A 22754-nucleotide genomic window follows, 5' to 3' on the forward strand; every position below is an offset into this window, starting at 1 on the left:
AAACCAATCCATGGTTCAGTCCATTATACACATCGCTTAAGCGGTCAAGGAGTATGATGAGGCGATTGATTTTTACAGAAGAAACTCAATTTCACATTGGTTGAGAACACCTATCAGCCGGAGCAGGATAAACGCTGGGTGGTTCTTTCTCCGCCGGGCTCGATTGGGACGACCATCTTGCTGGCTAGAGTGTTTCAGGCCTTACTCGATGCCGGAGTGGTGTCCTATCGGACAAGCATAACTAATAACCAAACCATGTATTTTGGAGCAAGCGGACATGGCGGAAGCAGGGTGCGGTTTTACGACGTGGACATGCAAAAGCGTATGATCTATTACACCAGCGGGAAGCTTGAAGAATCGTATGCAGAGGCCATTCCAGTGTTTGAATAAAATGATACAATAAAGCCGCAACCCAAAGAGGGAAGCGGCTTTTTTCATGTTTTTTTAGACAAAATTGTCCGGATCGGGACCGACGCGCAGATGTTGATTCAGTGCATCAATTCGCTCCATATCGGCCGCGCTTAGCTCGAAATCGAACAAAGCGGCGTTCTCGATGATTCGATGCGGGGTCGTCGATTTCGGGATCGTGACGACGCCATGCTGGAGGTCCCAGCGGAGAATGATTTGCGCTACGGATTTGCCGTATTTCGCCGCCAGCTCGAGCAGATCAGGGTTGTCCAGCAGTTCGCCTTGCATCAGCGGGGACCAAGCCTCCAGCTGGATGTCATGGGCTTGGGTGAAGGAAAGCAGCTCCTTCTGCGTTAAGCGCGGGTGGAATTCCACCTGATTCACCATCGGCTTGATCTCCGCGTCGTTGATCACGTCTTCTAGATGGTGGATTTGGAAGTTGCTGACGCCGATCGCCTTGACCCGACCATCCTTGTACAGCGTTTCGAGCGCGCGCCAAGCCTCTTTATACTTCCCCTTCACCGGCCAATGGATTAGGTACAGATCGAGATAGTCGAGGCCCAGCTTGCTCAGGCTCGTTTCATAGGCTGCCAAGGTGGATTCGTACCCCAAATCGGAGTTCCACACCTTGGAGGTGACGAACAACTGATCTCTGGAAATGCCATTCTCCTGCATCGCTTCACGAATGCCTTGGCCGACGCCGGTTTCGTTCCCATAAATGGCGGCCGTATCGATGCTTCGGTACCCGTGGGCAATCGCGGATTTAACGGCTTGAATCAGTAAAGCCCCTTCTTCTCTTTGAAAACGCCAAGGCCAACCCCCGGCATATTCACTCCATTGTGCAACCGTACGGTATCTTGTAAATGTTTAATCATGTGAGTATACCTCCTAAATGTGTAGAGTCATTTTTTATCCCAGCAGGGGATTCGATTGGACAGACTTAGTTGCCGCCGAGCGGCCTTCCAAAGCTTTCTCCCTTGCCGTCAGCGCCGCGGCTCCGAGTACCATCAACGCACCGACCCAGGTGGTATGAATCAGCCCCATGGAGTCGGTGATGACGCCGCCCAAGTAAGAGCCGATCGCAATGCCGGCGTTAAACGCGGCGATATTGACGGCAGAGACGACATCTTTGGCCTGGGGGGCCAGTCGCTCCGCAAGCATCACAACGTACACCTGAAGACCAGGGACGTTCATAAAGGCGAATAAACCCATGAAAAAGATGGTGATCAGCCCAGCAGCCTTATATGGTGCTGTGAACAACAGCGCGAACAAAACGACCGCTTGAATCACAAACATATAGAACAGCGCTGTGACTGGCTTGCGATTCGCCGCTTTGCCCCCGATTACATTGCCGATGGCGATGGCAATGCCGTAAACGAGCAGAATGAGCGCCACCGTGTTTTCAGCGAACCCTGTGATTTGGTGCAGCAGCGGTGACAAATAGGAAAACACGACGAAGGTTCCTCCATAGCCAAGAGCCGTAATGGCAAAGGCGGGCAGCATGCGGACGTTCGTCACGACCTTCGCCTGATCCGTCAGGCGCATGGGCGTGCCTTGGCGTAAATTAGCGCCGGAAATGAGCGTCAGATTGACCAGGAAGGCGATAATGCCAACCACGACGATCGCGATAAAAGCGGCCCGCCAGCCCAGCTGCCCACCAATAAAGGTACCGAGTGGAACGCCGGTCACGGTCGCCACGGTCAGCCCCGAGAACATGATGGAGATGGCACTGGCTCGGCGATGCTCGGGAACGAGGTCGGCGGCAATGGTGGAGCCAATCGACATAAACACCCCGTGGGCCAGGGCGGAGATGACGCGCGCGATGAGCAGCATGGCAATTCCGTTCGCCACCCCTGCGAGAAGATTTCCCGCGATGAACACGACCATGATCCAGAGCAGCAGCGTTTTACGGGACATCCGGGAGGTGAGCGACGTTAAGATCGGAGCCCCGAAGGTCACGCCTAAGGCGTATAATGTTACGGTTAAACCGGAGGTGGTAACCGATATATGAAGGTCTTCAGCAATGAGCGGCAGCAGGCCGACGCTGATAAACTCCGTTGTTCCGATGGCGAAGGCACTAACAGCCAAGGCCAGTAGTGCCAAAATGCTTTTTCGAGTATTGAGTGCCATGGTATTCCTCTCCTGAATGCTTTATTATGATCTCCGGCCGGTGAATGCTATTATGAAGGATAAGGTGGAGTTTTAATAGTACGTACTTTTTTGTGATATAGGTACTAAAAAGTTCCCATACATGAAGCAAAGGGGGAAACGTGATGACAAACGAAGGGGCAGTAAAAAAGAAGTACAACATTAGCGTAGAGGCGACGCTAGAAGTGATCGGCGGGAAGTGGAAATGTGTGATTTTGTGCCATTTGATACGCGGGAAGAAGCGAACGAGTGACTTGAAGCGTCTAATGCCCGGCATTACGCAAAAAATGCTGACCCAGCAGCTAAGAGAGCTGGAGGAGGACGGCATCGTCCATCGGATCGTCTATAATCAGGTGCCGCCGAAGGTCGAGTATGAGCTTAGCGAGTACGGCCACAGCTTGGAGCCCATTTTGCATGCGCTGTGCGACTGGGGTGAGAAGCATATTATCAAGGAATATGGAGATAAATTTGCGATGCTCGAGGACAGTATTTTGAATCATTAGGAGAGGGAGAGGGCGGTATATCCGGGGATCCCTTCACAATCAAGATCCCCTTGAAAAGGTGAAACAGATGCTGATTCGGTACGGCGTACCGGCATCAATGGGCTTTACGAACCCAGAGGAAATAAACCACGGTCAAGAGTAGACCAAGCAATACCGCAACATAAAAGCCCATGCGTTGGTCCTGTTGAGCCAATGCAAAAAGGCCGAGACCAACCAGCGCAAGCATCGTCACATACGTGGAGACCGGCTGACCGAACGTAAGCTTAGAGATGAATTGATCATCCTCCGTTGTTTTTTGCCGCCATTTCACAAACGTCCATAGTATGAAGATGTAATTAAGAATCGTTAAGTAGCTGGAGGCGCTGATTAGAAAATTGTATACGTTGGCCGGTAGAACGGTGGAGCATACCAGAAAAATGGCGATTAAAACGGTACTTACCAAAAGGCTAACCCATGGAGTACCGGTTTGAGACAGAGTAGCCACTTGTTTTGGAGCTTGCCTGTTTTGACCGAGGGCCACGATGATCTGGTTTGCTGAGTACAGCGCGCCTGCCATGACACTAAAAGCGGCGATCAGAATGATGCCGTTAAGCACAACCGAAAGCCAATGGAGTCCGTTAGCTTGAAAGACCATCACAAAAGGGCTCTCGGACGTACTGATGCTCTTCCAAGGGACTAGCCATAAAAGCAGCGTAATCGAGACCAGATACAGACAGCTCAGCAAAGACAGGGTCCAGATGGCAGCCGTCTCGATATCACGGGGACGTCCGGTTTCGGGCGCAGCGGCGGCGAATACGCCAATACCAGCATAGGAGAACAGCACAATCAGCATGCTTTGCAGCACTCCTCCCCATCCATGGGGCAAGAAGCTTCCTTTTCCACCCGAGTGGTAAAAAGAGAGCCCGGAGCCGTGGCTCTGCCCGAAATCGGCGAACAGCATCAGCACGGCGTATACAATAAATCCGACGATAGCGCCGATTTTGACCACACTCATCACGGACTCAATTCGCTTAAAGCTATTCACTCCGAACGCGTTGATCGCTATGATCAGCAGGGCGTAGCACCCGGAGAGCAGAAGGGTAGGTACCCGCGGCAACCACAATTGGGTGAAAATCGCCATGGCCACCGCTTCGCTAGAAATCGTTAGTATGCTTGCTAAGTAGTACGTCCAGCCTTGGAGATATCCCGCAAAAGACCCTAAGTACATTTGCGGAAACACTTGGAACCCACCCCTTACTGGATGAGCTACTGCAATCGATGTCAGAGCCCCAGTGACCTGAGCCGTGATCAGTCCCCCAAGCATGAAGGCGATGAGTACGCCTGGTCCGGCCGTTCGAATGGGGAGGCCGCAGCCTAAGAAGAACCCGGCCCCAATAATTCCGCCAATCCCAATCAGGATAAGCCCACCCACAGATAGTGAATGTGAATGACTACTTTCTTTACCCTCCGTCTCCGTCAAATCAAAGCGTATTCGACGGTATCGTTGTTTGACTTTCCACACACGTCTCACCTCTAGGCACCCTTGGTACGTAGTTTGTAGTATGTGCAAGCTAAATTTAAAAAAGATGTTTTGGGCTCCAATAAAGTCTGTAAATAAATGGATGCCTCATCGGATGGAATTGTGCGAGGGAGTTGGCCGAATTTCCCGCGCTTATCAACGCCATTGCAGCGGGCAAACTGAAAGTGAACGCTGTCCTGTTCCACAGCTGGTTCTGTAACGCGGGATTTTGTGGTTTGGCTCACACTTCTTAGCAAGTCTGTCAGCCCAGAAATTTACCGTCTTTAAAATAGCTCCTAACTATCATATAATAGTTAATATCTTAATCTATTAATGTGAGTGAGATACTCAGATATCTCTATATTCAAATATTAGTATGTAAGGGACGGTAAAAATGAGTGACAGACAAAACCAAACAGACGTTATCTTAATTGGCGCCGGGATTATGAGTGCGACTTTAGGGGCCATGTTGAAGGAACTAGTGCCGGACTGGAAAATCAGCGTGTTTGAGAAATTGGCAACCGCAGGAGAGGAAAGCTCAAACGAATGGAACAATGCGGGGACGGGCCATGCAGCTCTGTGCGAGCTGAACTACACGGACGAGAAGCCGGACGGATCGGTCGATATAAGCAAAGCGATCAAGATTAACGAGCAGTTTCAGGTTTCCAGACAGTTCTGGTCGTATCTTGTAAACAGCAAGCAGATTAGCAATCCTCAGGACTTTATTATGCCATTGCCCCACATGAGCTTAGTTCAAGGGGAAAAGAATGTCGCGTTTCTCAAGAAACGTTATGAAGCTATGGCAAGCAATCCCCTTTTTCAAGGGATGGAATTTTCCGATGACCCGAGCAAGCTGATGGAATGGATTCCGCTCGTGATGCAGGACCGCGAACTAAATGAACCGATCGCAGCAACGCGAATCGACTCCGGAACGGATGTCAACTTTGGTGCTTTAACGCGGATCTTGTTCAACCACTTGAAGAAGAAACAAGTGGAAGTCAAGTACAAGCATAGTGTAGATGATATTAAACGGACCAGCGATGGCAAATGGCAATTGAAGGTGCGAAATCTCGAGAACGGCACAGTCGAACGCCATACGGCCAAATTTGTCTTTATCGGCGGAGGCGGCGGAAGCTTGCCACTACTGCAAAAGTCCGGTATCCCAGAAGGCCGAAATATCGGCGGTTTCCCGGTCAGTGGTCTGTTCATGGTGTGCAATAATCCGGAGGTTGTAGAGCAGCATAATGCCAAAGTCTACGGCAAAGCTCCGGTAGGTGCACCTCCGATGTCGGTGCCGCATTTGGATACCCGTTATATCGATAACAAGAGATCGCTGTTATTTGGACCGTTTGCGGGCTTCTCTCCGAAGTTCTTGAAAACCGGCTCGATGTTCGATTTGATCGGCTCCGTGAAGCCGAATAATGTCTTCACGATGCTCGCGGCAGGCGCAAAGAACATGTCGCTGACGAGATATTTGATCCAGCAAGTGATGTTGTCGAAAGAAAAGCGCATGGAAGATTTGCGGCAGTTTGTTCCGAACGCGAAGAGCGAGGATTGGGATTTGCTAGTCGCAGGCCAGCGCGTTCAGGTCATTAAAGATACGGCCGCTGGAAAAGGAACGCTCCAATTCGGTACGGAAGTCGTCAGTGACGCCGATGGCTCGATCGCAGCCTTGCTCGGCGCTTCTCCAGGTGCTTCTACAGCTGTTTCCGTTATGCTGGAATTGATCCAGAAATGCTTCCCGCAGCAAGTAAAAGCATGGGAGCCAAAGCTCAAAGAAATGATTCCGTCGTACGGCGTGTCCTTGATGAAGAAGCCTGAGCTGATTAACGAAATCAACAAGGCAACATCGCAAGCACTAGGTCTGAGCAGAGAACTGCAATCCGCGATCTAGCCAATCTAAAAATAAATTTAGCGGCCTTCGTCCCGAAATTGCAGGGAATCGAGGGCCGTTTTACTTTGCTTGCAATGTTTCATCATGATAAAATGGAATATAGTTCATACTGTAAGAGTGTAAGATCTTCATCAGACCTTCATGAGATCTTCATTTTAGCTTCATGACGGAGCTGACGGTGTGCTTTATTATATTTACATAAGCAAACAGAACCCCAATCTAAGGAGGAAATTTAGTATGTCTCTCATCGGAACAGAAGTAAAACCATTTAAAGCAGCAGCTTACCAAAACGGCAAGTTCATCGATGTTTCGGAAGCGGATTTCAAAGGAAAGTGGAGCGTAGTATGCTTCTACCCTGCGGACTTCACGTTCGTTTGCCCAACTGAGCTGGAAGACCTGCAAAACCAATACGAAACTTTGAAGAGCCTTGGCGTAGAAGTATACTCCGTTTCCACGGACACTCACTTCACACATAAAGCTTGGCATGACAGCTCCGCGACCATCGGCAAAATTACTTACATCATGATTGGTGACCCGTCCCATACGATCTCCCGCAATTTCGACGTGTTGATCGAAGCTGACGGTCTGGCAGATCGCGGTACGTTCATCATCGACCCGGACGGCGTGATTCAAACGGTTGAAATCAATGCAGGCGGCATCGGCCGCGATGCAAGCACTCTCGTCAATAAAGTTAAGGCTGCTCAATATGTTCGGAACAACCCAGGCGAAGTTTGCCCTGCCAAATGGCAAGAAGGTTCTGCAACGCTGAAGCCGAGCCTTGATCTGGTAGGCAAGATCTAAGTAAGGAACGGAGGGAACGATTATGGCACTGGACGCAGATATTAGAACACAACTAAGTCAGTACCTGCAGCTCATGGAAGGCGATGTGCAGATCAAAGTGAGTGCGGGGTCCGATGCCGTATCCCATGAAATGCTGGCGCTGGTGGATGAAATCGCCGGCTTATCTTCCAGAATCACGGTGGAGCGAACGGAATTGTCCCGGACACCGAGCTTCACTGTGGACCGTGCGGGCGAAAACACAGGAATCGTGTTTGCCGGTGTCCCTTTGGGACATGAGTTCACATCCTTAGTGCTGGCCCTGCTGCAAGCAAGCGGCAGGCCTCCTAAGGTGGAGCAGGAGCTCATCGATCAAGTCAAGCGTATCCGCGGCGAATATCGCTTCGAGACTTACGTCAGCTTAAGCTGCCACAACTGCCCAGATGTCGTTCAGGCATTGAATGCCATGAGCGTTCTGAACCCAGGTATTTCGCATACCATGATTGATGGTGCGGCGTACAAGGCTGAGGTGGAGAGCAAGAACGTCATGGCGGTACCTTCGGTATACCTCAATGGCGAGTTCTTCGGCAGCGGCCGCATGTCGCTGGAGGAGATCCTCGCCAAGCTGGGAACCGGTCCGGACGCATCCGAGCTGGAGGAGAAGGAGCCGTTTGACGTGCTTGTTGTCGGTGGCGGTCCTGCCGGCGCGAGCGCGGCGATCTATGCCGCACGCAAAGGCATTCGCACCGGGATAGTCGCTGATCGGTTCGGCGGCCAGGTCATGGATACGATGGGCATCGAGAACTTCATCAGTGTGAAATACACCGAAGGTCCGAAGCTGGTGGCCAGTCTTGAAGAGCATGTCAAGGAATACGGCATTGACGTGATGAAGCTCCAGCGTGCGAAGCGCTTGGAGAAGAAGGAGCTTATCGAGGTCGAACTCGAGAGCGGAGCCGTGCTGAAGAGTAAGACGGTGATTATCTCCACCGGTGCGCGCTGGCGTAACGTGGGCGTTCCCGGAGAAGCAGAATTCAAAAACAAAGGCGTCGCCTACTGCCCTCACTGTGACGGTCCCCTGTTTGCAGGGAAGCACGTAGCGGTGATCGGCGGCGGCAACTCCGGCATCGAAGCGGCCATTGATTTGGCCGGTATCGTGAAGCACGTAACGGTGCTGGAATTCATGCCGGAGCTCAAGGCCGATGCGGTACTGCAAAAGCGGCTCTACAGTCTCCCGAATGTGACAGTTCACAAGAACGTTCAGACGAAGGAGATCACCGGCACGGACAAAGTCGACGGCATTACGTACATCGACCGTGAGACGGAAGAGGAGCATCATGTCGAGCTGCAGGGCGTGTTTGTTCAGATCGGTCTGGTACCGAATACCGACTGGTTGGAAGGCACGCTGGAACGTTCTCGCTTTGGTGAGATCGTCGTAGATCGGCACGGCGCAACGACCGTACCGGGTGTGTTTGCAGCAGGCGACTGCACCAATAGCCCTTATAAGCAGATCATCATTTCTATGGGATCCGGTGCCAATGCGGCCCTAGGCGCATTCGATTATCTGATCCGCAATTAAGCAGGTAGCAGAGCCCCTATTCATTTAGGGGCTTTTTTTGCTATTCAGGGGCTATTAAATTACAATGGGTGGGAATAGGAAAGGGGACCGGTATGCTGTTTGACCGCTACATCGGGATTGATTATTCGGGCCGGGGAGAGCCGGATGAGCGGACGTCTGGAATCCAAGTGGTCGAGCTGGATCAGGAGGGAAATGTCCGACGAATAGCGCCGGGCGGCGGCCCTGCACGGACGTTCAGCTGGTCCCGTAGAGAAGTGTATGAGTATCTGAGCGCCCTCTTGGCGGCGGCATCGAATCAACGACTCGCGATCGGCATCGACCATAATTTGTCCTTCCCGATCTCTTACTTTACGCAGCGCGGTTTGAAGGACTGGGAGGCGTTCCTGGGCCACTTCCAAGCGCTGTGGAATACGAAGGAGCAGTCGGTAAAGGTCTGCCGGGAGAAAGCACCGAGCTATCCGAACTCCACGGAGCTGCGATTGACGGAGGCCTACACCTCTTCGGCCAAAAGCGCATGGAACTTTGAGCAGCTGACAGGCGCCGTCTCGTACTCGACACATGCAGGCATCCCTTGGATTTATGAGCTGCGAGCAGCGTCTCGGGACCGCCTGCATGTCTGGCCGTATGACGGCTGGAGCCCGCAGGCGGGGAAAAGTGTATTGGCGGAGGTCTACCCGGCGATACTTTATCAGAGATTTAAGCGTTTGGGCGATTTCCCTCAGGATTGGCCGCGGGACGCGCAGGATGCTTTTGTCATTGCCGCTTGGCTCAGAGAGCGGGATCTGAACGGGACGCTGGTGCGCTATTTTCAAGTCGATACCTTGACGGAGCAGGAAAAGCAGATGGCACTGCAGTACGAAGGCTGGATTCTAGGCGTTTGCTAGCCCTGCAAAACGGTGCAGGCATTGTCGGATGGAGGCCTCCGGCGTTTGCTATGCTGTTCTTGAAAGGAGGTCATTGTGATGGATATGCTCACCAATCTGAATGGAGCTTTGAGTTATATCGAGGATCATCTGACCGAGGACATCTACCTGAAAGAAGCAGCGAAGCTGGCGTATTGCTCGGAGTATCATTTTTCAAGAATGTTCTCGTTCCTGGCCGGCATCCCACTGTCGGAATACATTCGTCGTAGACGGCTTACGCTGGCGGCCTTCGAGCTTCAGCAGAGCGACATCCGGATCATTGATGTGGCGGTGATGTACGGGTACAGCTCAGCCGACGCGTTCGCTAGAGCGTTTCAGGGCTTGCACGGCATTCCGCCTTCTGCGGCCAAAGCTCAGGGCTCCTCCCTAAAAGCCTATCCGCGAATGACCTTCCAATTATCGATTCAAGGAGGACATGCGATGAATTATCGAATTGTGGAGAAGGAGCCGTTTCGGATCGTGGGGCTGATGAAAAGGGTGCCGATCGTCTTTAACGGCGTGAATCCGGAGATTGCGGCAATGTGGAAAAGCTTGAATGCCAAGGCGATTGAGGAGCTGAAGCAGCTCTCGAATGTGGAGCCGATGGGGCTGCTGTCGGCATCGATGAATTTTTCCGAGGGCAGGATGCAGGAGCAAGGGGAGCTGGACCATTATATCGGCGCAGCAACGACCCAGGCGTGTCCGGAGCATCTGGCTCAGCTGGAGGTAGCGGCGGGCACCTGGGCTGTATTTGAGGCCATTGGGCCGTTTCCTGATACGCTGCAAAATGTTTGGGGACGCATCTACTCCGAATGGTTTCCCTCGGCAAGCTACGAGCTGGCGAAGGGGCCGGAAATGCTGTGGAATGAGAGCAAGGATGTCACTCCATCCACGTTTAGAAGCGAAATATGGATACCCGTAATTAAAAAGTGAATTGTAGAGGGCAGGGGCAAATGACTTCGAATAACAAACAACGGTACCGCTTTAGCGAGGCGCCGATCTGGGAAATTCAACGGAAATATTATGAAGAGGAAGGACTGAGGGCTTGGCGCAACGACCAAGTTCCTCAATACATCACGAGCAATCCGATGATCGCTGCGACTTATGCCGAGATGATCTTAGGGCTGCTTCAAGACCGGGCGAATCAGGGGCATGGCTCGGAGCCGGTTTACATTGTGGAGCTGGGAGCGGGAGCGGGGCGCCTGGCTTTCCATGTGCTGCAAGAGCTGTGCCGACTGAGGGATTTTGCGGGGATGCCGCTGCCTGCTTTTCGCTATATTATGACGGACCTCGCGATGACCAATGTTCTCGCTTGGAAGGAGCATCCGGCGCTGCAATCGTTTATTGCGGAGGGGCTGCTCGACCTTGCGCGATTTGATGCCGTGAATGACACCGAGCTGAACCTGGTTGTCTCTGGTGCGACCGTTCGGGAAGGCGATTTGAAGCAGCCGGTCGTGCTTGTGGCCAACTACTTTTTCGACAGCATTCCGCAAGAACTGATTTATGTCGGAGAGGGCCAGATCTATGAAGCCGATGTGTTCGTCGAGTACCCGGAGCAGTTGGAGAAGCTGAAGCCGTCTGAGGTATTGAATCAAATCGCTCTGCACTACGAGTATCGTCGGGCGCCAGAGTATGAGCAAGAGAACTATCCATACCGGGATGTTATTGCCGTTTATCAGGAGGAGCTGGAGGACTCGCATATTTTGTTTCCGGTTGCGGGATTAACGTGCTTGGAGCGGCTCGATCGGCTGTCGCAGGCAGGGTTTCTATTGATTACAGCGGACAAAGGGGATCATATGCTGGACCACTGGAGGTTCGCCGAGCCGCCGGAGCTGATTTTGCATGGCAGCTTTTCGTTCAACGCCAACTACCATGCGTTTCAGCATGTGTTCGAGCAGCGTGGGGCCCAGGTGTACTATCCGCCGCATCAATTTAAAAATATTAACGTCGGCTGTATTCTCCATATGGAGCAACCGATGAACTATTTTCACACTAGACTGGCGTATCGCAGAGGTGTGGAGCGCTTCGGTCCGGACGATTTCTTCAGCTTAAAAGAGTGGGCGGATCGGAATGTCGAAGATATGGAGCTGTATCAGCTGCTGAGCTTTTGGCGGTTAGGCGGGTATGATGCGGAGTTTTTCATTCATAGCGCGAAGCAGATCTCCAGTCTCTTGCCGGAGGCAAATGATGACGAGAAGCAGGATCTGGTGCGCGGCATCGAGCTGATGTGGTCCTCGTTCTATGTGATGGCGCAGCGGTATGATTTGGCACTGGACGCTGGGCTGGTGCTGTTTGAGATGGATCGGTTCGAGGAGTCCAAACGGTTCTTGGAAATCTCGATTCAGCAGGAGACAGATGAGGTCGTGTCCACGGTCTATTACTGCTTGGCCATTTGCTGCTTCGAGCTGGAGATGGAAGAAGAGGCGCTGCAATATCTCCGCAAATTGCTTGAGCTGGAGCCGGAGCATGAAGAGGCTTTGGATTTGCTGAGCCGATTTGAGCTGATTCATTAAAAAACTTTAAGCTCTAAACTTTGAAGTTCACCCTTTAAAGTTTAGAGCTTAAAGTTTAAACTTTAGAGTTTAAATGGTATGGAACCCCTCAAACAAAACTGTTTAAAAATTCCTATTAACCCTCCTAAATCCTCGTGGCTGTGCGAATCTCTTTTACTACTCAAAGTAGGTTGGGAGAGGAAAATTGACATGGCCAAGCATGATGTTCTAACCACAACCCTTCTTTTGTCCATCGATAATGGCAGCAGTCATATTAAAGGCATTTTTGATGATTTAAGCAGCACGTTTATATTCCCCAATGTGGTGGCCCAGCCGTTCGGGGAGCGGTTTCTACTGATGGAGCAGGGCGATCCCCTAGATTTTCTGGACGTTCAGATTACTTCGCCGGCGATTGATAAAGAGCAGTACCGACATGTGTATGTAGGGAATCTGGCGATCGGGGACGAAGGGATCGTTCACGAAATCGTAGGCGACAAGGCGGTGCAGAAGAAGGCGCAGCGGCCCGAAACGATGGTCACACTCCTCACCGCAGCGGCCTATGCCATTGCTACGAAGCATACGGATGCCATTCAGCGCGGGAAAAACCGCATCAAGGCAGCGGTCTATTTGGGCACGGGGCTGCCGATTCGAGAGATTACAAAATTCAGCGACGAATTTTCGAACAAGCTTACCGGCGGCGTTCATTCGATCACATTCGTGACGACCCCGATATTTAAAGGCGTGACGGTGGAGATGGAGTTCACCCTGCCGACGGGCATCAGCATTGACGATGTGTCCGGCGTGTATGACATGGAGGCATCCACCAAGTCGCAGCTGTCGCATAAAGGCTTCGGCATAGCCGATGTAGGCGGCGTCGATATGGATATTGCCTTTTTCCGGCCGGGGCTGGATCTGGACCAGCGGCATTCGACCGGAGCAAAAATTTACCTCAACGATGCCCTGGAAAGCATCCGCAATGAGGTCAATGCCCAAGGCGAGGAGCTCATCTCCAGCACCGCGGAGCTGACGCTCATGCTGGTCAACCGGGAATATGAGATTTATGCGGAGGGGAAAGTAGCGTTCGATATGACGCATTTGATCAACCGTCATATGCGCATTTTGGCCGAGAAAGTGTTGAAATACGCCCGCAACGCCTGGAAGCATGTTCGCTATGCCAATGAGTTCTGGTTTATCGGCGGCGGGGCGATCGTGCTTCAGCCTTGGATTGAGAAGCTCAATGCGGAGCTGGGCTTGCCGATTAAGTTTGATCACGCGGAATACAGCCAATTCCGTAATGCGCGGGGCACGTTCTTTTTGCTGGAGCATGCTATGAAGCAGGGGAAGGAAGCGGCGGCCAGCGTCGAAATCGAGCAGGAGCCTGAAGGCGGGAGCGGGACGGCTTGAAGAAGCGTCGCTCCACGGTATTGGTCAGCCCAGGCAAGGATGTCACGCTGTATATTCCGACGGATACGCCGCCTGAGGTAATCGAGTACATGAACCGGCTGAAAGCGGAAGGGATTTTTAGTCAGGGCATTATGGACATTTTGATTCAGCATATTGTGAGCGATTCATCGTATGCAGTGGCGCCGGTGAAGGAAGAGGCGCTGCATGATGTCATCGGAGCCGTCGCATGGGCAGATGATGAGGATTCGATTAGCTTATCTGACGACGCTATGGAGTCGCAAGACGATCAGGATTGGATGGCAGAAACGGAAGAGAGTGAGAGTCGCCCCAAGAGCTTTAGTCTGGACGAGATCTTCCGCCAAGCCGGCCGGAATGCCGGGAAGCTGATGGATGCCAGTGTGGAGGAAGGAACGAAGTGACCAAGCAGGGCTAAGTTGGGTGAACTCCGATCATCATGAAAAGGGGGACATCGGATGTCTTACGGACAACCACACGAGGGGGCGCGCAACTTCACCCTTTCGGACGATATCTTTCGCCAGCCGGGGGTCGATATCTTTTCGCAGATGGTCTATATTGTGTTGAAGGGCTTTGCTTCGGAGGCGCATTTGCCGGACATCTCGGTCATTTCCAAGCTGGGCCGCATGAGTGACAAGCAGACGATGAAGGCGCTGCAGAACCTGGTGGAGCTGAAAATCTTGTCGCACAAATTGTTCCGGCGGCTCGTCGGGGACTTTCAAGATGACCGTCTGTCCTGGGCGGCGAAGGGGCTGCTGCTGTTTTGCAAGGAGCACCCGCAGGTGGAGCTGGAGCATCTGGTGGAGCTGGCGGGCCAGTCGGGCGAGGACGAGGAGAGCATCCGCAGGTCGCTGCAAGAGCTGTATCTTTACGGCTACTTGGACGATTACCCGGAGTGGCAGCAAATCGCGAATTGAATCGGTGAGAAGAAGGAAAAAGGCATCCGCTAAGTCAGGGGTGCCTTTTGTTGTGCCAGCTGCTTTTAATGATCGTGGAAAATTTGCATCCAATGCTCCGCATCGACGAGCGGCTGGAAGCCGAACTGGGCGTACAGCCCGGCGGCGTCCTCGGTGACGAGCAAAAACCGGCGCAGCCCTTGGAGCAGCGGGTGGCTGGTGATCTCCTGCATCAGCCGCTTGGACAGCCCCTGACCGCGGTACTGCTCCACGATGAACACATCGGTCAAATAGGCGAAGGTTGCGCAGTCCGAAATCACCCGGGCAAACCCAATCTGCCGGTGTCCGTCGTCTTCAAGACGCTCATACACGCCAAAGACGAGGGCGGAATGAACCAGTGACCGCTGGAACGCTTCGAAGGTCAGCGCCTTCGCCCAGTACATGTTTTGGTGCAAATAGTGATACACAAATGAATCGTCCAGCAAGCTGCGGTCGCATGAGATATAGGTGCTGTAAGTCTCCTGGGTCTGTGTCATAGCCATGCTCCGTCCGTGGGAATCTTCACTTGCTCAAGCAGGCCTTCGGCCTCCATCCGGCTGCTCAAATCCGCTCTCGTGACGAGACAATGGTTAATTGTATCCATATGCACAGCGATGACCTGAGTGTACGGGGCATATTGGCATACGCTGACTACATCGTCCGCATCCATCGTAATCGGGTCCCCCATCGCAAACTGGGCGCCGCCCGCATTGACAACGGTCAAATGAGGCCGGTGAGCATCCAGTGCCTGCTGGACATCGTCACACCAGATGGTATCCCCAGCGATGTAGACGGTCGGCTCACCATCCGCTTGAAGGACAAAGCCGGAGACTTGCCCCATTTTCGCCCCGATCTCGCCTGTGCCGTGCTGTCCGCGGGTTCGGGTAAGCGTTACGCCTTGATACGTCAACGTCTCATGGACCGGAGTCACGGAAGTAAAACCAGCAGACGCAATGGTGGTCTCATCTCCCGGCTGGCATAGGATCGGAGTGGACTTGGACAGGGCGGCTGCCGCGGCATCGTCCCAGTGGTCCCGGTGCAAATGCGTTACTAGCACGACGTCCGGCTGCAGATCAAGAGCCAGGGGCAGCGAGACTAGCGGATTGCGTCTATCGTTCGTCGAATTGGCGATTGGCGGGTTAACCCCAGCGTCGCAGAGCATCGGATCGATAAGGAATTCCATTCCTGCGTACTGTAAGCGAAGCGTGGCATGGCGGATCAATTGAAGCTTCATCGTCGTCACCCTCTTATCAAATGGTTTAAGGTTCTGCTACTATTATAGGATAAGTCGATGTACCGGCACATATCTTGGTGAAACGAGATTTCGGTTTTCATTTTCACATAGAAAGGAATTTCCCTATGGTAAGCTATCCAGGGATCGATGAGGTCGATCTACGCATCTTGAAGTGCCTGCAGGAGGACGCTACTTTGTCCCATAAGGCGATTGGCCAGCTCGTCCATATGACGGGACAAGCGGTTGGCGCTCGAGTGCGCAAGCTGCAGGAGCTCGGGGTCATCGAAGGCTATACGGTGCGCTGGAATCCGGATAAAATCGGGCAGGCTGTCCATGCCTTTGTGACCGTATTTATGAAGTCCAGCACAGCCCATCAGACGTTTCAAACGTTCGTCCAGCAAAAGGATCAAGTCGTGGAGATGCATCGCGTAGGCGGCGAAGGCTGCTATTGGATGCGGGTACGCGTTCGGTCGTCGGCCGAGCTGACGGATTTTCTCGACGAGCTCTTGAAGTACGGCAACTACAAGGTCAGCCTATCGATCGGCCAAGTAAAATAAGCGTTAAAGCATCATCTGTCCTCGGGCAGGGGTGGTAGGACTTTTGCCTCATAAAAGAAGTTGACCTGCGACGATGGAATCAGGTATCGTGGTATGTAAACGTAGTCATGTGCATTTACAACCGGGGGGTTCTTGTTGTCGATGAAGAAGGATAATAGGCCGAAGACGAACAATGCAAACGTAAGTTATTTTCGCTCCATTGGATTTAAGATTGTATCGCTTGGGGGAACGGGCTATCTACTGATTTGCGTCTTGCTCACGATGCTGTCCCTGCACCAGCAAAAAGCTCAAATGACCGAGGAGCTGCTCGCGCTCGAAGGGATGTTCCATTCACCGCTCGTGCTGCAAATCGCCAATATCGAGAAGTCGAAGGCGGAGCTGAAGAAAGATCCGGAAGCGTACAAGAAAATTCCGGAAGTCATGCACGTACAGGAGGAAATGGATCGGGCCGCGGCGTCGGACCTGATTGAGAACGCGTACTTATTTTATCCGGAGTGGAGTTCGGCAGACGGGAAGCCTGCACTGCCCAACTTGTTGTCCAACGCGGAGCTGTATGCGGATGAGAAGCCGGTCGAGCTGTATACACCGCAGCCCGCTCTCTATGACGCTCTGAAGGCTTCGGAAAAGTCCGGGGTGAGCATTACGGAGGCCTACACGGATAATTATGGAACCTGGATCAGCGCGGTCAGCGCGATTCATGATAAGGATGGTAAGCTGGTCGCTTATGCCGGACTCGACTTTAACTACGCAGTGATTACGGAGAAGCTGAATCATAATCTAACGATGACCGCGGTTACCGGGATCGTGGTAGCGCTTGCCGGCATTATCGTGCTATTTGTGGCGGTCCGGGTGCTGCTGCAGCCGATTCAGCGGATTACAGGCGTAATCCGTGCCGCGGCGGAGGGCGACTTAACGGGTACCGTTACCGTTCGTACGCGCGATGAGGTGGGGCTGCTGGGGCAGCACTTTAACCAAATGATGAGCAATCTTCGCGCACTGATCGAGCAATTGAGCGCAGCCTCCGGGCAAGTCGCCAGCTCGTCCGAATCACTGCTGGCCGGTGCCCAGCGTTCGACCCAGTCGATCGAGCGGATTACGGGCACGATGACTCAGCTGTCGTCGCGCTCCTCGGAGCAGTATCACGGGACGCAGGAGAGCAGCCGGGCGATGGAGGAGATGAGCACCGGGATCGGGCGGGTAGCCGAATCGGCCGGGGTGGCCTCGGAAGCCTCCGGGCACGCGCACCTGAAGACCGGCGAAGGCAACGAGCTGATGCAGCAAAACCGGCGCCAAATCGCGGAGGTGCGCAGTACGGTTCAGCAGGCGGTCGCGGCCATTGAGCGGCTGAGGGCGATGTCCGAGGAAATCGGCGACGTGACGCTTCTGATTACGGGCATTTCGCAGCAGACCAATTTGCTCGCGCTGAACGCCTCTATTGAAGCGGCAAGAGCAGGCGAGCATGGCAAAGGCTTTGCGGTCGTCTCGTCGGAGATTCGCAAGCTGTCCGAGCAGTCCAGGCTGTCGACCGAACGGATTGCGGAGCTGGTGGAGCGTGTGCAGTACGAGACGCAGGCGACCGAGACGGCCATTGACCGAGGCTTGGTCGAGGTCGTGGCGATGCAGCAGGTCGTCGAACAAACCGACGGCACGTTCCAGGAGCTGTCCCGCACCGTCCAGATGGTCACGGACCAGATGGGAGAGGTATCCGCGGTATCCGAGCAAATGTCGGCCGGCTCGGAAGAGGTCTCGGCAGCCATTACGGAGCTGTCGGAGCTGTCCAGGCAAACGACGGAGCTCGCCGAGGAGATCACTTCCGCGACCGCCAGTCAGATGGCGGACATGACGCAAGTGTCGGAGACGGCACGTGAGCTCAGCCGAATGTCGAGTGAGCTGGAGGCCGTGGTCGCGCGGTTTAAAATTTAATATCCAGGAAGAAAAACCGGGTTCATGGTTCGCGGCAGCATCTAACTGTCTGGCGCGGACCACAGCCGGTTTTTTTTTTTGCGATCCTCGCAGCTTAAAAATCGGTATTAACAAAATATAATAAATAGATGGAGAAGGACAAGGTTAATCGCACCTGGATCGGTACATAATACCTACGAATTGTGCTTCAGGATGGAACAGGGACCGGAAGGAGCGAGCCCATGGAGAGCAAACATATGACGGATGCCTTCAATGAAGTGCAAGAAGCCCGAGAGCGGCTGCACCAGCTCGATATTCAGCTCTGGCTGAAACAGACCGTATTTACTTGGGAATGGTGGCTGCTCGTCGGATTCACGATCATTCCCTTAATGATTTGGTGGAAGCTGCTTGATAAGCGACGGGCTTATGAGATTGCCTTTTATGGCTGCATGATCAATATTATGGCGATTGTTCTGGACGACATCGGGACGAATCTATCGTGGTGGGAGTATCCGGTGAAGCTGATCCCGATGATTCCTCCGCTGCTGACGGCCGATTCGATTCTCGTGCCGATCTTCTTCATGCTGGTGTACCAGCTTTGCTCGTCGACGTGGCCCACGTTTATGGTCGCGAACTTGATCATGGCGTTGATCATTGCCTTCGTTGCGGAGCCGCTCTTTATCTGGATCGAATATTACCGCCTGAATGAATGGAAGCTGATTTACTCGTTCCTGTTCTATATGTCCTCTACGACGCTGGCTAGATTCATAATTTTGAAAATCGGGGTCGCGAAGTAAAAAAAGAAGTGTGCAGGCTCGTCTTGGTTATGACGGCTTGTACACTTTTTTATGTTTATCCGTTTGACTCGAGTCGAGCCAGCTCCTTATGCACGATCGGGGCGACCCGGGTACCGAGCAGCTCGATGGCGCGGAGCACTTACTTGTGCGGCATTGTACCGACATTCACGTGCAGGAAAAACCGCGTCACACCGAGGTTTTTGCGGAGCAGGACGATTTTCTCCGCGACATATTCGGGGTCGCCGACGTAGAGCGCGCCACGCAGGCTGCGGGCGGCATCATAGGTCGCACGGCTGTAAGGCTGATTCCAGCCCCGTTCGCGTCCGATGACGTTCATCTGCGCCATCGTAGGCAGGAAGAACGCCTCGGCCGCCTTGGCGGTCGTGTCCGCCACAAAGCCATGCGAATGCGTCGCGATTTGCAGCTTGGCCGGATCATGCCCGGCTTGGGCGGCCGCCCGCTTGTACAGATCGATGAGCGGCGCGAAGCTCTCCGGCATGCCGCCGATGATCGCGAAGGCGATCGGCAGACCGAGGAGGCCCGCCCGGACCGCGGACTCGGGGTTGCCGCCGCTGGCGATCCAGACCGGGAGCGGGCTCTGCACGGAGCGGGGATACACGCCCAGGTTATCGATGGCCGGGCGGTGCCCGCCGCGCCAGGTGACCTTCTCCGAGGCGCGAATCGCGAGCAAAAGCTCCAGCTTCTCCTCAAACAGCGCGTCGTAATCCTCCAGGCTGTAGCCGAAGAGCGGGAACGACTCAATGAACGAGCCGCGGCCCGCCATAATCTCGGCCCGGCCGTTCGAGATGCCGTCGAGCGTGGAGAAGGATTGATAGACGCGGACGGGGTCGTCCGAGGACAGCACGGTCACGGCGCTGGTGAGCCGGATATGCTTCGTCATGGCGGCTGCCGCCGCTAGCACGACCGCCGGTGCGCTGCCGGCGTAATCGGGGCGATGATGCTCCCCGACGCCGTAGACGTCCAGGCCCGCTTGATCGGCGAGCACGATCTCTTCCACAGCGTTGCGCAGCCGCTCGGCGTGATCCATGGACTTGCCCGTCAGCGGATCCCGAGTCGCCTCCAGGAAGGTGCTGATCCCGATCTCCATGCGTTTAACAGGCTCACGCATTGCGCTGTCCCTCAAGGCGGATTTCGTTATAGGCCATCAGGAGCGGAGCGACGCCGTGCCCGTTGTTTTCGACGATCAGCTCGCCATGGACGTAGTAGTCGAAGCTGCCGTCACGGATCACGCCGGTGTCCGGGTGCTTGCCCAGCCCGGCGCTTTTGCAAATGCCGCCCAGCCGTGCTTCGCCGTCAACTTCCCGCATATACGTGGCGACGGTACCGTCGAAGGCTTTTTTCCCGTGAGGGGTGTACTCGCTTGGCAGGTAGCCGAGGCGTACGCCCTTCAGGATCGCATAAGCGAGCATCAGGGTACCGCTGGACTCCAGATAGTTGTCCGGCTCCTCCGCCTTATCCACGACCTGATACCACATGCCGGAATCATGCTGGTACGGCAGCATGCCGTCGATCGTTTCGCGCAGCAGTGACTTGAGCAGCCCGGTATCCGCCGCTTCTCCCTTCAGCAGCTCCAGTACATCGACCAGCGCCATCACAAACCAGCCCACGGCACGGCCCCATACGTTCGGTGACATGCCGGTGACTTTGTCTGCCCAGAACATTTGGCGGCTTTCATCGTAGGCGTGGTAGTACAGCTTTTTCTCGTCATTCCATATAAACTTGCGGACGTTGGCGAATTGGTTCAGCGTGTCGGAGTAGTCTTTGTTCTCCCCGAACTCTTTAATGTATTGCACCAGGAACGGCTGGCCCATATACAGCCCGTCCAGCCAAATCTGGTTCGGATAGTTCTCTTTGTGCCAGAAGCTTCCGCTCTCTGTACGCGGGTAGGTCGTAGTTAGCTGCCCGTAGATCTGGTCGAGCACGTGCTTATACTTCGGATCCTTCTCCTGCTGATACAGGGCGAACAGGTTCAGCGCCGGCTTAATCTGATCGATGCTGTAGTAGCTGATATCGATCGCCGGAACGCTGCCGCTCTCGTCGTAGAGGCGGTCGACAAAGCTTTTGACAAAGGTGTAATCGCTCTCATTACCGGTTTGTGCATAGCTGTCCTGATAAGCCTTAAGAATGCAGCTTTCGATGTAGTGCCAGCGAAGCGAAAACCATTTGCCTTCACCGGATGTGTACTGCTCTTTCAGCTGTTCAACTAATGGGTAATGCAACATAAACACCTCCTGATGTAAGGGTCCGACAAAAGCAGACTCCATCGGACAAACTTCTCTAGCGGTTATTATATCACAATTGGACGCTTGCACGTTCGTCACAGATCGGTACGATTTGTTGTGATTGGAATCACAATGAGGAATGAAGCCGCGGACTATACTGTAGGCATACCAAGTACATGAAGGCGAGGCGATCGATATGCTTAGCGAAAAAACAATTCAAGTCATTAAATCCACGGTTCCGGTGCTTCAGGTCCACGGGACAGCGATCACGAAGCGGTTTTATCAGATGCTGTTTACGAATCATCCGGCGCTGCTCAACCTATTCAATCACGCGAATCAAAAACAAGGCAAGCAGCCGACGGCGCTGGCTAATGCGGTCTATGCCGCAGCGCTGTATATCGACAAGCTGGAGACAATTATTCCGGTGGTAAAGCAAATTGCGCATAAGCACCGCAGTCTCGGGGTTAAGCCGGAGCAGTATCCGATCGTGGGTCAAACGCTGCTGGCGGCAATCAAGGATGTACTCGGGGACGCGGCGACGGACGAGATTTTGCAGGCATGGGCGGAAGCCTACGGCGTAATTGCGCAGGTGTTCATTGACGTGGAGGCCGAAATGTACCAGCAATCGGAGCAGCAGTCGGGAGGATGGGCGGATTTCAGAGCGTTCCGCGTACAGCGCAAGGTGGTGGAGAGCGACGTGATTACGTCATTTTACCTGGTTCCGCAGGATGGGGGAGCCTTGGCCGCGTTTGAGCCCGGTCAGTACGTCAGCGTGAAGCTGCAAATTCCGGGAGAGGCGCACACGCATATCCGCCAGTACAGCCTGTCTGACGCGCCTGGGAAGCCGTACTACCGCATTTCCGTGAAGCGGGAAGAAGCGATTCAGGTAAAAGGAAAGCCCGAGGGGAAAGTATCGATGTATTTGCACACGCAGGTGAAGGAAGGCGATGTGCTGTGGCTGTCCGCTCCAGCTGGTGACTTTACGCTCGACCAGAAGGATACCCGTCCGGCGGTCTTTATTAGCGGGGGGGTAGGGCTAACGCCGCTGGTGAGCATGATGACAACGCTGGCTGCCTCAGCCCCGGATCGCCCAATCACCTTTATTCATGCGGCTCAGAATGGCAGCGTGCATGCCTTGAGACAAGAGATCGAGGAGCTGGCCGGCCGTTCGCCGCAAATCAAGGTGTACTGGTGCTATGAGAAGCCGACCACCATGGAGCGGGAGAACATCGTCTATGACAAAGAGGGGTACATCGATTTGCCATGGCTGCAGCGCGTACTTTCTTCGCCCGAGGCGGTCTTCTACTTCTGCGGACCGGTGCCGTTCATGCGGACCATCAATCGCCTCTTGAAGGAGCTGGGAGTGGCCGATGCGGACCGGCGCTATGAGTTTTTCGGACCGTCGGGGGATCTGGAGGCGCCGGACGAGGCCGCGGCCTCGGAAGCCGCTGTACAGCGCTAACAGAGCT

The 22754-nt window shown here is 53.8% G+C and carries 19 protein-coding genes and 3 pseudogenes; 15 read left to right on the plus strand and 7 right to left on the minus strand.

Features of this window, described 5'->3' with window-relative positions; genetic code table 11:
• Positions 1 to 64 precede the first annotated feature (64 nt).
• Positions 65 to 189 (plus strand): annotated as a pseudogene (locus FPZ49_RS06360) (VOC family protein); the annotation flags it as partial.
• A gap of 255 nt (positions 190 to 444) precedes the next feature.
• Here the strand turns inward: FPZ49_RS06360 and FPZ49_RS06365 are convergent.
• Positions 445 to 1283: pseudogene (locus FPZ49_RS06365) on the minus strand (aldo/keto reductase).
• 34 nt (positions 1284 to 1317) lie between these two features.
• Complete coding sequence (locus tag FPZ49_RS06370) at positions 1318 to 2538, minus strand: MFS transporter (RefSeq protein WP_144844688.1); 1221 nt, start codon at positions 2536 to 2538, stop codon at positions 1318 to 1320.
• Between the two features lie 143 nt (positions 2539 to 2681).
• Between FPZ49_RS06370 and FPZ49_RS06375 the strand changes: the two genes are divergently transcribed.
• The gene (locus tag FPZ49_RS06375) at positions 2682 to 3059 is read left to right on the plus strand and encodes a winged helix-turn-helix transcriptional regulator (RefSeq protein WP_144844689.1); all 378 of its coding nucleotides are present in this window, start codon (positions 2682 to 2684) and stop codon (positions 3057 to 3059) included.
• Between the two features lie 94 nt (positions 3060 to 3153).
• Here FPZ49_RS06375 and FPZ49_RS06380 read toward each other — a convergent pair whose 3' ends face one another.
• Positions 3154 to 4560 (minus strand): amino acid permease, encoded by a 1407-nt coding sequence (locus tag FPZ49_RS06380; RefSeq protein WP_222429877.1) that lies wholly within the window; start codon positions 4558 to 4560, stop codon positions 3154 to 3156.
• Between the two features lie 391 nt (positions 4561 to 4951).
• Here FPZ49_RS06380 and FPZ49_RS06385 point away from each other — a divergent pair, with 391 nt between their 5' ends.
• From FPZ49_RS06385 to FPZ49_RS06425, 9 genes are all read left to right on the plus strand, one after another.
• Entirely contained in the window at positions 4952 to 6451 is a 1500-nt protein-coding gene (locus FPZ49_RS06385) for a malate:quinone oxidoreductase (protein ID WP_144844693.1), read from the plus strand.
• A 237-nt stretch (positions 6452 to 6688) separates the two neighbouring features.
• Positions 6689 to 7252, plus strand: coding sequence for an alkyl hydroperoxide reductase subunit C (gene ahpC, locus FPZ49_RS06390; protein WP_144844695.1), 564 nt, complete (start codon positions 6689 to 6691; stop codon positions 7250 to 7252).
• Between the two features lie 22 nt (positions 7253 to 7274).
• On the plus strand, positions 7275 to 8804 hold the full coding sequence (gene ahpF, locus FPZ49_RS06395; protein ID WP_144844697.1) for an alkyl hydroperoxide reductase subunit F: 1530 nt from the start codon (positions 7275 to 7277) through the stop codon (positions 8802 to 8804).
• A 92-nt stretch (positions 8805 to 8896) separates the two neighbouring features.
• Complete coding sequence (locus FPZ49_RS06400; protein WP_144844699.1) at positions 8897 to 9688, plus strand: hypothetical protein; 792 nt, start codon at positions 8897 to 8899, stop codon at positions 9686 to 9688.
• A 78-nt stretch (positions 9689 to 9766) separates the two neighbouring features.
• Complete coding sequence (locus FPZ49_RS06405) at positions 9767 to 10639, plus strand: AraC family transcriptional regulator (protein WP_144844701.1); 873 nt, start codon at positions 9767 to 9769, stop codon at positions 10637 to 10639.
• 20 nt (positions 10640 to 10659) lie between these two features.
• Positions 10660 to 12219, plus strand: a complete 1560-nt coding sequence (locus tag FPZ49_RS06410) for a tetratricopeptide repeat protein (protein WP_144844703.1) — start codon at positions 10660 to 10662, stop codon at positions 12217 to 12219.
• Between the two features lie 189 nt (positions 12220 to 12408).
• The gene (locus FPZ49_RS06415; RefSeq protein WP_144844704.1) at positions 12409 to 13602 is read left to right on the plus strand and encodes a ParM/StbA family protein; all 1194 of its coding nucleotides are present in this window, start codon (positions 12409 to 12411) and stop codon (positions 13600 to 13602) included.
• Positions 13599 to 14021, plus strand: coding sequence for a hypothetical protein (locus tag FPZ49_RS06420; RefSeq protein WP_144844706.1), 423 nt, complete (start codon positions 13599 to 13601; stop codon positions 14019 to 14021). The genes FPZ49_RS06415 and FPZ49_RS06420 overlap by 4 nt, the downstream gene beginning before the upstream one ends.
• Positions 14022 to 14075: 54 nt before the next feature.
• Complete coding sequence (locus FPZ49_RS06425) at positions 14076 to 14534, plus strand: hypothetical protein (protein WP_144844708.1); 459 nt, start codon at positions 14076 to 14078, stop codon at positions 14532 to 14534.
• Between the two features lie 65 nt (positions 14535 to 14599).
• Here the strand turns inward: FPZ49_RS06425 and FPZ49_RS06430 are convergent, their stop codons facing one another.
• Positions 14600 to 15049 (minus strand): GNAT family N-acetyltransferase, encoded by a 450-nt coding sequence (locus tag FPZ49_RS06430; RefSeq protein WP_144844711.1) that lies wholly within the window; start codon positions 15047 to 15049, stop codon positions 14600 to 14602.
• Positions 15046 to 15786, minus strand: a complete 741-nt coding sequence (locus FPZ49_RS06435) for an MBL fold metallo-hydrolase (RefSeq protein ID WP_144844713.1) — start codon at positions 15784 to 15786, stop codon at positions 15046 to 15048. Before FPZ49_RS06435 ends, FPZ49_RS06430 begins: the two co-directional genes overlap by 4 nt.
• Positions 15787 to 15911: 125 nt before the next feature.
• On the opposite strand from FPZ49_RS06435, the gene FPZ49_RS06440 reads away from it, so the two are divergent.
• The 3 genes from FPZ49_RS06440 to FPZ49_RS06450 all read left to right on the plus strand — a co-directional run bounded on the left by FPZ49_RS06440 (position 15912) and on the right by FPZ49_RS06450 (position 19042).
• Positions 15912 to 16343, plus strand: coding sequence for an Lrp/AsnC family transcriptional regulator (locus tag FPZ49_RS06440; protein WP_144844715.1), 432 nt, complete (start codon positions 15912 to 15914; stop codon positions 16341 to 16343).
• 141 nt (positions 16344 to 16484) lie between these two features.
• Positions 16485 to 18266 carry a methyl-accepting chemotaxis protein gene (locus FPZ49_RS06445; RefSeq protein ID WP_144844717.1) on the plus strand — a complete coding sequence of 594 codons (1782 nt, stop codon included), beginning with the start codon at positions 16485 to 16487 and terminating at the stop codon, positions 18264 to 18266.
• Positions 18267 to 18487: 221 nt separating this feature from the next.
• Complete coding sequence (locus tag FPZ49_RS06450) at positions 18488 to 19042, plus strand: CBO0543 family protein (protein ID WP_144844719.1); 555 nt, start codon at positions 18488 to 18490, stop codon at positions 19040 to 19042.
• A 55-nt stretch (positions 19043 to 19097) separates the two neighbouring features.
• On the opposite strand, the pseudogene FPZ49_RS06455 reads toward FPZ49_RS06450, so the two are convergent.
• A pseudogene (locus tag FPZ49_RS06455) lies at positions 19098 to 20171 on the minus strand (LLM class flavin-dependent oxidoreductase).
• Positions 20164 to 21285, minus strand: coding sequence for a glycoside hydrolase family 88/105 protein (locus FPZ49_RS06460; protein WP_261381291.1), 1122 nt, complete (start codon positions 21283 to 21285; stop codon positions 20164 to 20166). The pseudogene FPZ49_RS06455 and the gene FPZ49_RS06460 overlap by 8 nt, the downstream one beginning before the upstream one ends.
• 196 nt (positions 21286 to 21481) lie before the next feature.
• Between FPZ49_RS06460 and hmpA the strand changes: the two genes are divergently transcribed.
• Positions 21482 to 22747, plus strand: coding sequence for an NO-inducible flavohemoprotein (hmpA, locus tag FPZ49_RS06465; protein WP_144844721.1), 1266 nt, complete (start codon positions 21482 to 21484; stop codon positions 22745 to 22747).
• Positions 22748 to 22754 lie beyond the last annotated feature (7 nt).

The sequence above is a fragment of the Paenibacillus cremeus genome, from assembly GCF_007786445.1.
In the GTDB taxonomy this organism is placed as follows: Bacteria; Bacillota; Bacilli; order Paenibacillales; family NBRC-103111; genus Paenibacillus_G; species Paenibacillus_G cremeus.